The organism is Brevibacterium sp. UMB1308A, assembly GCF_030230605.1.
GTDB lineage: Bacteria > Actinomycetota > Actinomycetes > Actinomycetales > Brevibacteriaceae > Brevibacterium.
Map to the genome: position 1 here is coordinate 17,019 of NZ_JASPDO010000014.1, position 11,992 is coordinate 29,010.

The 11,992-nt window shown below is 57.6% G+C and carries 10 protein-coding genes; 7 read left to right on the forward strand and 3 right to left on the reverse strand.

What is annotated here, in order from left to right:
- Window positions 1–6: 6 nt before the first annotated feature.
- Complete coding sequence (locus tag QP868_RS07340) at window positions 7–840, reverse strand: class I SAM-dependent methyltransferase (protein ID WP_284925940.1); 834 nt, start codon at window positions 838–840, stop codon at window positions 7–9.
- A gap of 217 nt (window positions 841–1,057) precedes the next feature.
- On the opposite strand from QP868_RS07340, the gene rpsA reads away from it, so the two are divergent.
- From rpsA to coaE, 3 genes are all read left to right on the forward strand, one after another.
- On the forward strand, window positions 1,058–2,524 hold the full coding sequence (gene rpsA / locus QP868_RS07345; RefSeq protein WP_284925941.1) for a 30S ribosomal protein S1: 1,467 nt from the start codon (window positions 1,058–1,060) through the stop codon (window positions 2,522–2,524).
- Between the two features lie 90 nt (window positions 2,525–2,614).
- The gene (locus tag QP868_RS07350) at window positions 2,615–4,384 is read left to right on the forward strand and encodes a hypothetical protein (protein WP_284925942.1); all 1,770 of its coding nucleotides are present in this window, start codon (window positions 2,615–2,617) and stop codon (window positions 4,382–4,384) included.
- 27 nt (window positions 4,385–4,411) lie between these two features.
- Window positions 4,412–5,011, forward strand: a complete 600-nt coding sequence (gene coaE, locus QP868_RS07355; protein ID WP_284925943.1) for a dephospho-CoA kinase — start codon at window positions 4,412–4,414, stop codon at window positions 5,009–5,011.
- Here the strand turns inward: coaE and QP868_RS07360 are convergent.
- Window positions 5,000–5,431 carry an OsmC family peroxiredoxin gene (locus tag QP868_RS07360; protein WP_005883424.1) on the reverse strand — a complete coding sequence of 144 codons (432 nt, stop codon included), beginning with the start codon at window positions 5,429–5,431 and terminating at the stop codon, window positions 5,000–5,002. The genes coaE and QP868_RS07360 overlap by 12 nt on opposite strands.
- Window positions 5,432–5,512: 81 nt before the next feature.
- Here QP868_RS07360 and QP868_RS07365 point away from each other — a divergent pair, with 81 nt between their 5' ends.
- The 3 genes from QP868_RS07365 (at window position 5,513) to QP868_RS07375 (ending at window position 9,098) form a co-directional block, all read left to right on the forward strand.
- Entirely contained in the window at window positions 5,513–5,785 is a 273-nt protein-coding gene (locus tag QP868_RS07365) for a hypothetical protein (RefSeq protein WP_284925944.1), read from the forward strand.
- Between the two features lie 54 nt (window positions 5,786–5,839).
- Window positions 5,840–7,969, forward strand: coding sequence for an excinuclease ABC subunit UvrB (uvrB, locus tag QP868_RS07370; protein ID WP_284925945.1), 2,130 nt, complete (start codon window positions 5,840–5,842; stop codon window positions 7,967–7,969).
- A 136-nt stretch (window positions 7,970–8,105) separates the two neighbouring features.
- On the forward strand, window positions 8,106–9,098 hold the full coding sequence (locus QP868_RS07375) for a TerC family protein (RefSeq protein ID WP_284925946.1): 993 nt from the start codon (window positions 8,106–8,108) through the stop codon (window positions 9,096–9,098).
- Here QP868_RS07375 and QP868_RS07380 read toward each other — a convergent pair.
- Window positions 9,095–9,385 carry a YciI family protein gene (locus QP868_RS07380; RefSeq protein WP_284925947.1) on the reverse strand — a complete coding sequence of 97 codons (291 nt, stop codon included), beginning with the start codon at window positions 9,383–9,385 and terminating at the stop codon, window positions 9,095–9,097. The two genes, QP868_RS07375 and QP868_RS07380, sit on opposite strands and share 4 nt — an antisense overlap.
- Before the next feature lie 47 nt (window positions 9,386–9,432).
- Between QP868_RS07380 and QP868_RS07385 the strand changes: the two genes are divergently transcribed.
- Entirely contained in the window at window positions 9,433–11,946 is a 2,514-nt protein-coding gene (locus tag QP868_RS07385) for a DEAD/DEAH box helicase (RefSeq protein WP_284925948.1), read from the forward strand.
- Window positions 11,947–11,992 lie beyond the last annotated feature (46 nt).

The window sequence follows — 11,992 nt, forward strand, 5'->3', positions numbered from 1 at the left end:
TGCTTCTCAGGGCAGTACAGTCGAGAAAATCGCTGTTCCGGGCATGAGTTCACCGCGCAGTGGCGACCAGCCACCCCACGCCGTGTGGTTGTCCTCGGGCCATTCGGGCTCGGTGATGCCACGCAGTTCAAAACCTGCGTCCACAATGAGTTTCACCCAGTCGCCAATAGTGCGGTGGTGTTCCGCGTAAATGGGATTACCGGAACTGTCGAGCTCCACATAAGGTGTCCGGTCGAAGTACGAATACTCCACCGTGAGCCCGGCCTCCGACGGCACGTCAGGGAACATCCAACGCAGAGGGTGAGTGACGGAAAACACCCATGCCCCACCGGGACGCAGGACGCGGGCAACCTCGCTGAGCACGACCTCGGCGTCCTTCACGAAAGGAAGCGCGCCATAGGAAGAAAACGCAATATCAAAGGAACCGGACGGGAAGGGAAGCGAACGTGCGTCCGCCTGCAAGAACGTGGGCTCAACGGCACCGCCGGTGAGAGGTTGCTCACGGCTGAGGCGCGACGCCTGCTCGAGCATTCCAGAAGACAAGTCCACTCCGGTGGCAAAACCGCCTTGCTTGGCGATCCACCGCGAACACTGGCCGGCACCGCATCCAACTTCCAGCACGTACTTGCCGGACACATCGCCCAAAAGCCCCGCTTCGGATTCGTGAACGCCCTCGGGGCACCAAATGAAATCGGAAGCGCCAAGGAAGCTACCGTGTTCAGCGAGATACTCAGAAGCTGAGCCATCCCAGTATGTGCGGTTCGCGCGAACCGAGGTCTCCTCATCAATAGGGATGTAGCCCCCGGAAATGATCTCTGCTGTACTTTCGGTTTCGTTCACGCTTCACCTTTCGCGGACTTCAAATGACTGCCGAGGTGGTAGGCAGTGTCGCTGTCAAGAACTGTCAGTTAGTGTTACACTTTCGTAGTGTATGCGCGAACTGTGCAACATGCGCCGTTTACGTCATACATTGTCCATGTTGTCAACCATATTCCTGGTGACTCACGAGTGACCGTGAATTACTGGGTGTAAGTCCATTTACGGAGTCCCTACCTTTATGACCACAACCACGCCGGAAACGGCGAAGAACTCGCAGGTTGCCGTTAACGACATCGGCTCTGCTGACGAATTCCTCGCGGCCGTAGACGAAACCATCAAGTACTTCAATGACGGAGATATCGTTGAAGGAACCATCGTCAAAGTAGATCGCGACGAAGTTCTGGTCGACATCGGTTACAAGACGGAAGGTGTCATCCTTTCGCGCGAACTGTCGATCAAGCACGACGTAGATCCAGCAGAGGTCGTTGAGGTGGGAGACCCCATCGAGGCTTTGGTTCTGACCAAAGAAGACAAAGACGGTCGCCTCATGCTGTCCAAGAAGCGCGCACAGTACGAGCGTGCTTGGGGAGACATCGAAAAGGTTAAGGAAGACGAAGGTGTCGTCACCGGTACCGTCATCGAAGTTGTCAAGGGTGGACTCATCGTTGACATCGGACTGCGCGGATTCCTTCCTGCCTCCCTTGTTGAAATGCGTCGCGTCCGTGACCTCGCTCCTTACATCGGGCAGAAGGTCGACGCTAAGATCATCGAACTCGACAAGAACCGCAACAACGTTGTTCTGTCGCGCCGCGCATGGCTGGAAGAAACCCAGTCCACTGTTCGCCACGACTTCCTGCAGACCCTGCAGAAGGGCCAGGTTCGCCCAGGTGTTGTTTCCTCGATCGTCAACTTCGGTGCATTCGTGGACCTTGGTGGCGTAGACGGTCTGGTTCACGTTTCCGAACTGTCCTGGAAGCACATCGACCACCCCAACGAAGTTGTCACCGTTGGCGACGAAGTCACCGTCGAAGTTCTCGACGTGGACATGGACCGCGAACGTGTCTCCCTGTCGCTCAAGGCAACTCAGGAAGACCCATGGCAGCACTTCGCTCGCACGCACGTCATTGGTCAGATCGTTCCTGGTAAGGTCACTAAGCTCGTTCCATTCGGTGCGTTCGTCCGCGTCGAAGATGGAATCGAAGGTCTGGTTCACATCTCTGAACTGGCCGTTCGCCACGTTGACCTGCCTGAACAGGTTGTTACCGTCGACGAGACCGTGTACGTCAAGGTCATTGACATCGACCTCGAGCGTCGCCGCATCTCGCTGTCGCTCAAGCAGGCTAACGAAGGTGTCGACCCTGACGCTGAAGAGTTTCTCGACCCAGCCCTGTACGGAATGGTTCAGGAATACGACGAAGACGGAAACTACAAGTACCCAGAAGGCTTCGACCCAGAAACCCAGGAATGGATGGAAGGGTACGAAGAACAGCGCGAAGCTTGGGAACAGCAGTACGCTGCCGCTCAGGCCCGTTGGGAAGAGCACAAGAAGCAGGTTGCACGCGCAATCGCAGCCGACGCAGAAGCCGTTGCTGAAGCTCCAGCTGAGCCTGCGGCTAACTACAGCTCGGAAGAAGCAGCTGACGAAGGCACGCTGGCATCCGACGAAGCTCTCGCAGCTCTGCGCGAAAAGCTCGCTGGTAACTAATAGCTCTGTGTAAAAGGCTCCCGCACTGCGGTGCGGGGGCCTTTTGCGTCCCATAAGTTTCGTGCCCACCTCCGACCCCTTGGAGTGCCCATGACTTTCACCCGATGGATCCCTTCTCGTCCAGCGGTGCGTTCCTGGTTTACTGATTCACGCCGGGAGTGGTTGCTGTTCCTCGCAGTCTGCGTTCTGTTGTCCGTTCTCACATACGGACGCTTGGTGGGCGACATGGGGCACCGGGTGTTCGCCAGCAACGACGACTCGTCCCTGTTCATCTTCTGGTTTGCTCACGCCGCTGACGTGGTTCTGTCTTGGATTGGTTTGGGGTCTGGGGAACGCAATTTGCTCTACAGCAGCTCCATGAATTACCCAGCTGGGGTCAACGGAGGGTGGAACACCTCGGTCATGGGATTGGCCGTGCCGCTGGTTCCCGTGACGTTGATATGGGGTCCGGTTGTTGCGTATAACGTGGCGATCATGTGTGCCCCGGTCGCGTGCGCGTTGTCTGCCGCGTGGGCTGCTGCGCAGTTTGTGTCGCGCCGGCCAGCCTTTGTCGCAGGAATCGGATACGGCTTTTCCACGTATGTCATCGCCCAGTCTGCCGGCCACTTAAACCTGGCATTTGCGGTGTTGCCACCCCTGGTAGTTGGGTTCGTGGAACGGTTAGTGACCGGCCGAGGTCGCACCTGGGTCAACGCTGTTGTGCTGGGCTGTGCGGTGGGGTGGCAGTTCTACCTGTCGAACGAACTCTTGGCACACACGTTCCTCATGACCGTGGTGCTGCTGGTGGCTACGGTTGCTCTGCGGTGGAAGGAAGTTAGCGAAGGTGTCCGTCGCATCGCTGTAGGTGGCGCGGGCGCAGTAGGCGTTGCCGTTGTGTGCGGACTGCCCTTGTTGATCACGATGTTCGCTCTTCCGGGGAAGCCTGAAGGCCCTATTCGTCCGCACGGAATCTGGAACAATGACCTGTTGGACCCGGTGACACCAGGTAAGTTCACCCTCATATCAGCGGGGCGAGAGATCCAGCGCGTGATCGGGATCGACGACGCGGAGGTCGGGGGATACCTGGGGTGGCCGTGGCTCTTGACGGTTGCCGTGATCGTGGTGGTTCTTGGTATTCACCACGCGATGTCGGCTCGCGTGCGCATATTCGCGGCGGTTGCCGTTGTGATGTTCATTTTGTCGATGGGTTCACCCATGTTTGTCAACGGATCTGCTGCTATGAACACCGGTCCGTTCCGCTTGGTTGAAAGCACGCCGGTTCTGGAAAACGTGCTGCCCATGCGCATGAGCGTTCACGTGGCGCTCATGTTCGCGCTGTTGTTGGCGATAGCCTGGCACACCGTCCGCACGCGTCTCACCCCGCTCCTTGCCGTGGCGACGATCCTCATAGCGGTGACAACCACCTCGGGAACGGTAGAAGCACGCAACATTGCCTACCCCAGCTTTTATGACGATGCGGTCCGTGAACACATTCCGCGGGGTGCGACCGTGAAAATGATGCCCCGGCCGGTGGCGTCTGCAACCGCGCACAGCAACGAGTCGCTCGTGGGGCAGGCGGTGTCCGGCATGTGGTTCAAACAGGTTGACGGGTACTTCATTGGGTCGCGAGATAACGTGCCGGTGTCGTACCAGTCGGAAACCACCATGCTGGACGAAATCATGAACGGTGACGCCATGCCGGAAACGCACCAGGTGCGTGAAGCGTTAGAAGATCTTCGCGGGCGAGGCGTGGAGTACGTCGCGGTGACGGACTCCGGTTTTGGGCTCAAACACCCGGCCAGTGATATTGCGCGCGTACTTTCGGAATCTTCTAATGCGCAAGTCCAGTTTGTGGGCGGGGTATACGTGATCCGGTTGTAGGTGGGCGGAGCGTTTACCATGGTGTGCATGGTGATGCTCATTGGCCTGACAGGCGGAATCGGTGCGGGAAAATCCACAGTGGCCCAGCTGTTTGAAGAGCGGGGCGTGCCCATTGTCGATGCGGATGCGATTGCCCGCGACGTAGTGAAGCCGGGGCAGCCCGCACTGGCGGAACTCGTGGAGTATTTTGGCGATACTATTCTGGGTGCCGATGGGGAGCTCAACCGTGGACGACTCGCAGAGGTGGCGTTCGCGGACGCTGAGTCGCACGAAGCTCTGAACGCCATCATGCACCCTGCCATCAGTGCAGAAACGTCAAAGCGAATCGACGCGCTACGCGGTGAACACTCAGTGATTGTGCACGACGTTCCGTTGTTGGTGGAAGCCGGTTTGGCAGGGAACTACGACCTGACTGTCCTCGTTGACACCCCGGCTGAAGTTCGCATGCAGCGACTCACTGAGTTGCGTGGCATGGATCCCGAAGACGCGAAGAAACGCATCGCCGCTCAGGCCACGGATGAACAAAGGCGCGCGGTGTGCGATGTTGCTCTCGACAATTCGGGAGACATCGAACACCTGCGCGCCCAGTTCGAGCAGATGTGGGAGCGGTTTATCTCACGCGAGTGACGCAGTCACGTCAATGTCGACGCCCTTGAGGGCACGTGAGACCGGGCAGTCCTTCTTAGCGCGTTGCGCGATCGTTTCGAAGTTCGCTGTTGCGAGTCCTTCAACGCGACCCACGGTGTACAGGTGAATCTTGGTGATGCCCTTTTCCGGGTCGAAGGTGACATCTGCACCGGTGGAAATTGATTCGACTGCGACGCCTTCTTGAGCAAGCAGGTTAGCCAGAGCCATGCTGTAGCAACTGGCATGTGCCGCGCCCAGCAGTTCTTCTGGAGTCGTGGCGTCGGCAGATGGCGCGTTTTCTGAACGTGCCTTCCACGTGAGAGGGAAGTTGCCCAGCTGTGACGAGCTTAGCGACACGGTTCCGTTGCCGGACGCAAGTGAACCCGTCCATGTTGCCTGAGCCTTAGAAATGACGGACATAAGAAGCCTTTCTGTTAGAGAGCTATTTTCATGCTAACGTCACCGGGCGTGATGTGCGTGTTCACGCGTTAGGCTTGGAGAATGATGGTGATGAAGCCAGGGTTGTCCCGGTTGCTTACATGTGTGGGCATAGTTTTACTTGCCCTGGTCTGGTATTTGGTCGGGTGGATGCTCGCCTCAGGTTTTCCGCACTATGGCCCTCTGATTTGCGCGACGGTTGGTACGTGTTCATATTTCCTGTGGTCGTGGAAGTACGCACCCGGGCTAGCGCTGGTGCTCACGGGAATCACGGCACTCGTCACGACCTCGGTGGGTCTCATCGCGATGAACCCGATTCCATTTCCTGCAACCTAGTCTGTTCGTGTGGCCGTGATCTGCTCGGTTCTCTTCACGCGTTAGGCTTGGAGAATGAGCACTGAGCCGAGCACTCCTGCCAACATTCCCGTTCCGGCGATTGGGCACCGCCCCGACGTGCAGCGCCGCGTCGCTCCGTTCGAAGTGGTCAGCGAGTACAGCCCATCGGGTGACCAGCCCACTGCGATTGCGGAGATCGCGCGCAGGCTCGACGAGGGCGAGAAAGACGTCGTGCTTTTGGGTGCCACTGGTACGGGTAAATCGGCAACCACCGCGTGGCTGATCGAAAAGGTCCAACGACCCACGCTCATCATGGCGCCCAACAAGACCTTGGCTGCGCAGCTGGCCAACGAGTTCCGCCAGCTCCTGCCACACAACGCCGTCGAATACTTTGTGTCGTACTACGACTACTACCAGCCAGAAGCGTATGTTCCACAAACCGACACGTTCATCGAAAAAGACTCGTCCATCAACGACGAAGTCGAACGTCTCCGCCACTCGGCAACCAACTCACTGCTGACCCGACGCGACGTCGTCGTGGTCTCCACAGTGTCCTGTATCTACGGTCTGGGAACCCCAGAAGAGTACGTGGACAGGATGGTCTCGCTCGAAGTCGGTGAAGAGGTCGACCGCGATGAGCTGCTCAAACGTTTCGTCGAAATGCAGTACACCCGTAACGACATGGCGTTTACCCGCGGAACCTTCCGAGTGCGCGGCGACACGGTCGAAATCATCCCGCAGTACGAAGAACTCGCCATCCGCATCGAATTCTTCGGCGATGAAATCGAAGCACTCCACACTCTGCACCCGCTCACCGGTGAAGTGATTCGTGACGAAGACATCGTGCATATTTTCCCCGCGTCACACTATGTGGCCGGCGAAAACCGGATGGGTAAGGCGATCGCAGCGATCGAGGATGAACTGCAAGTGCGCCTGGCGGAACTTGAGAAACAGAACAAACTCCTCGAAGCGCAACGCCTGAAAATGCGCACCACATACGACCTCGAAATGATGCAGTCGATGGGGTTCACCTCGGGCATTGAAAACTACTCCCGCCACATCGACGGGCGCGCGGCAGGCACCGCCCCCAACTGCCTGCTGGACTACTTCCCCGAAGACTTCCTGCTGGTCATTGACGAATCCCACGTCACCGTGCCGCAGATCGGTGGTATGTACGAAGGCGACATGTCCCGCAAACGCACGCTGGTTGAGCACGGTTTCCGCCTGCCCAGCGCCCTGGATAACCGCCCGTTGAAGTTCGACGAGTTCCTCCAAAGGATTGGCCAGACCGTGTATCTGTCGGCGACCCCGGGCGACTTTGAACTCGAACGGTCCCGAGGTGTCGTCGAGCAGATCATTCGTCCCACCGGTCTGGTGGACCCCAAGGTTACCGTCAAGCCCACGCGGGGGCAGATCGACGACCTCCTCGGAGAGATCCGCGACCGCATTGAGAAAAACGAACGTGTCCTGGTCACCACTCTCACCAAGAAAATGGCCGAGGACCTCACCGACTACCTGCTCGAACACGACATCAAAGTCCAGTATCTGCACTCGGACGTGGACACGCTCAAACGCGTTGAACTCTTAAGTGAATTGCGAGCCGGTGTGTTTGACGTGCTCGTGGGTATTAACCTGCTCCGTGAGGGCCTCGACCTTCCCGAAGTGAGCCTCGTAGCGATCTTGGACGCCGACAAAGAAGGGTTCTTGCGGTCGTCCAAGTCACTCATCCAGACGATTGGACGTGCCGCCCGAAACGTCAACGGTGAAGTGCACATGTACGGGGACACCATCACCCCGAGCATGCGGGAAGCAATCGATGAAACCAACCGTCGTCGCGAAATCCAGATCGCGTACAACAAAGAGCACGGAATTGATCCCAAACCGCTTGTCAAGAAGATTGCCGACATCACGGAGCGCCTGCAACGCGAGGATGCTGACACGCGTGAACTGCTTACCGAATTTGACTACGGCAAGGGCAAACGTGGCTTCAACTCCGTGAAATCTGACACGCTCAAACCTGATGTCACGACTGCGCCCAGCGAAAATCTCGCGGAACTGGCAGCCCAACTGACGGAACAAATGCACGAAGCTGCCGAACAACTTCAGTTCGAACTCGCTGCCCGCTTGCGTGATGAACTCCAAGACATCAAAAAGGAACTGCGCACAATGCAACGCGAATCCTAAGAGGATCAGCTACACTGGAGAGGTTTGCGAAGGGGAGTATCCCACAACAAGACTTCGTCATCACGGTGTACAGACACCCGGAGTCTAGGCGTCACACACGCGGGAGAGACTTTCGAGTAATCAACGAAAGGCTCGCATGTCTACAGCTCTACCCTTGTGGTTCGAGGTCGGTTCGCTGATCGTCCTTGTACTCCTCTTGATCTTCGATCTTCTGATCATCCTCAAACGACCGCACATTCCCTCGATGAAAGAAGCCACCGGCTGGGTGGTGTTCTACGTGGTCTTGGCACTCATCTTCGCGGGACTCATTTTCGCGATTGGTGACGCCGACCACGGTGTTGAATTCTTAGCCGGTTGGCTCACCGAATACTCGCTGTCGATCGACAACTTGTTCGTGTTCGTCATCATCTTGAGCAAGTTCTCGGTCCCCAAGAAGTATCAACAAGAAGTGCTCATGGTGGGCATTATTGTTGCTTTGATCTTCCGCGGAGCTTTTATTCTTGCCGGCGCGTGGATCATCGAGATGTTCGTAGGCGTGTTCTACATTTTCGGTATCTTCCTGCTCTACACAGCCTTCAAGCAGGCATTTGGTGACGAAGAAGAAAGCGACGAAGATACCGGCTTCGTGAAATTCCTCAAGAAGCGGATTAACTACACCGACGAATACGACGGCAACAAACTCCGCACCACAGTCAACGGCGTGAAGCACTGGACACCCATGCTGCTCGTGTTCTTGGCGATCGGAACTACCGACATCATGTTCGCTCTGGACTCAATCCCCGCGATCTTCGGAATTACCAAGAGTCCGTTCATTGTGTTTACCGCGAACCTGTTTGCTCTTATGGGCCTGCGTCAGCTGTACTTCCTGCTGGGTGGTCTTTTGGACAGGCTCGAATACCTCAAGTACGGTATCGCAGCAATCCTCGCGTTCATCGGTGTCAAGCTCATCCTGCACGCGATGCACGAAACGTGGTTCCCTGGTGTTCCTGAAATCAACACGTGGGTATCACTGGGCTTTATCGTCTCCGCGATGCTCATCGCCACGATCGCAAGTTTGATCAAGGCACGTCGTACCCCGGACCGTATTACGTTCGGTTCGATGACGCATCACGAAGGCGACGACAGCTAAGCCTCAGCAAACGGTCCGAACACCGGGTTCCAGGGGCGCACCTGCGTGGACGCAATCACACCGATTTCCGCGTAGGGGTCCTGGGCCAACAGATCCTCCACATTCGCTTGATCGTCCGCGCGGAAGATCAAGAGCCCACCCGGCTGGTCGTCCGACTCTAGCGGTCCGGAGGCGAGCAGAACGCCCGCTTCATTCAACCGCTTCTGCCACGCGCGGTGTTCAGGACGCGCGTTCATGCGGGTCTCGGTGTCGGGTCCGTATTCGTAAACAACGGCAAAAGTTGCCATGTGTGCCTCCCTGCTAGGGTCGATGTGTCGACGAAATCCATGGAAAGTTGTTCGCCTTGCCACATCTTTATCGTGTCCCGGAAGAATTCGCAGATTCCGACACGCTTTTTGAGACATTTGTCGAATACACAAAAGACACCGGCATCACGCTGTACCCGGCTCAAGAGGAAGCGATTCTGGCGATCCTCACGGGCGACAACACAGTCATGGCGACACCCACGGGTTCAGGGAAGTCAATGGTTGCGTTGGCGGCTGCCTTCTTTGCTCTGTGTCGCGGACAACGCACGTACTACACCGCGCCGATTAAAGCGCTCGTGAGCGAAAAGTTCTTTGACCTCACCCATATCTTTGGTGCTGACAATGTGGGAATGGTGACGGGGGACTCCACCGTAAACGCGGATGCCCCCATCATCTGCGCAACCGCAGAAATCCTGGCGAACCAAGCCCTGCGAGAAGGTGCCACTTTAGATGTGGGCATGATCGTCATGGACGAATTCCACTACTACGGTGACCCGCAACGCGGGTGGGCGTGGCAAGTACCTCTCCTCACCCTGCCTGCCGCGCAGTTCGTCCTCATGTCAGCGACCCTGGGGGACACCTCGGCGATTCAAAAATCCCTCACCGAACTCACCGGACGCGACTGCTCCCTCATCACGTCTGCCCACCGTCCGGTGCCACTGAGCTACGCCTATTCAGAAGAACCGCTCCACGAAACACTCAGCAAGCTGGTGCGGGATAACAAGGCGCCCATTTACGTGGTGTCTTTTGCGCAAGCGGCGGCGGTTGAACTGGCCAGCAGCGTAGTCAATGCGAACCTGGCAACCCGAGAACAGCGCGAAGAAATCGCTGAAGAGATCCGCGGGTTTGGGTTTTCAAAAGGATTCGGTGTCGCACTCAAGCGCATGCTCTTGGCAGGAGTGGGAGTCCACCACGCCGGAATGCTCCCCAAGTATCGACGGCTGGTTGAACACCTGGCGTCGAGTGGAAAGCTGTCGGTGATCTCCGGAACCGACACGCTGGGAGTGGGAATCAACGTGCCCATCCGCACTGTGGTGCTCACCGGGCTCACCAAGTTCGACGGATTCCGCCAGCGACGCTTGCGGGTCCGTGAGTTTCAACAGATTGTGGGTCGTGCCGGGCGGGCCGGGTTCGACACGGAAGGCTTTGTGGTCGCCCAAGCTCCCGAACACGTCATTGAGAACAAAAAGGCGCTTCTCAAGGCAGGAGACGATCCCAAGAAACGCCGCAAAGTAGTCAAGAAACAGGCACCGGAAGGGTTCGTGAACTGGTCGGAAACCACGTTCAACCACCTAGTAGAAGGTAAGCCGGAAGAGCTCAAGAGCCGGATGCGGATGACCCACTCAACGGTAATCAACTTGCTCAGCCGTCCCCACGCCAGCGTGGACACCGTCAAGGACTTCATCGACTCCAGCCATGATGAGAACACCCTTGACATGTACCTGCGGGCCCTGCGCATTGGGCGCAACCTGCTCGACGCCGGCGTGATCGAACGTCGCGTGGTGGGGGCGCGGGTCGAATATGCGCCCGTGAAAGACTTGGGGCCTCAGTTTGCACTCAACCAGCCGCTGTCGCCGTTCGCGCTTGCCGCGCTGGAACTGTTCGACCCGGAATCCGACACGTATGCGATGGACGTGTTGTCGGTGATCGAAGCGACCACCGAGGTGTCCTACGCAGTGCTCAAAGGCCAACTCAACCGGATCAAACGCGAAGAGTTAGCAGCGCTCAAAGCCGACGGTGTCGACTACGCCGAACGCATGGAGATTCTGGACGAAATCACTTACCCGCAACCCAACGGTGAGGTTCTTGAAGAAGCCTTCGACGCGTTCACCCACAGCGCGCCGTGGCTGCGCGAAATCGGCATCACCCCCAAGGCCGTCGTTGCCGACATGGTGGAGCATTCGATGAACTTCTCCCAGTTCGTCAACTACTACGGGCTGGCGCGCGTTGAAGGTGGGCTCCTGCGGTACCTCACGGACGTGTATCGCTCGCTCGTGCAAAACGTTCCCCACGACCTGCGTAATGAAGAGCTCACGGCTATCATCGAATGGTTGGGTGCCACCGTGATGCGGGTGGATTCCTCGCTCGTAGAAGAGTGGGAAGCGCTCAAGAATGCTGGGGATGAGGCCGAGGTGTTGCCCGCCTTGGATATGTCTCGCACGTTTTCGGCGGACACCCAGGCGTTCACGAGGGCCGTGCGAAATGCCATGTTCCACAGGGTCATTCTGGCCGAACGAGCCGCATATGACGCTCTGGGTGACCTGGACGGCGAATCCGGCTGGACGCAGAAGAAGTGGGAAGACGCGATCGAAGACTTCTACGACGAATACGGTGACCTGGGCGTGAGCAACGATTCGCGCGGGCCCAAATTCTTCAACATCCTCGACAAAGAAGACGAAGCTTGGACAGTTCGTCAGATCCTCGACGACCCTGAAGGGGACATGGACTGGGCCATCACCGCACGTGTCGACCTCCCGGCAAGCGACGAAGCCGGCGAGGTCGTTGTGGAGATCCTGGATGTGGGACCGCTGACCGGGAACTGAGGTGTGTCGCCCCGCAATTGAGCACTGAGGTGTGCATAGGTCAGGC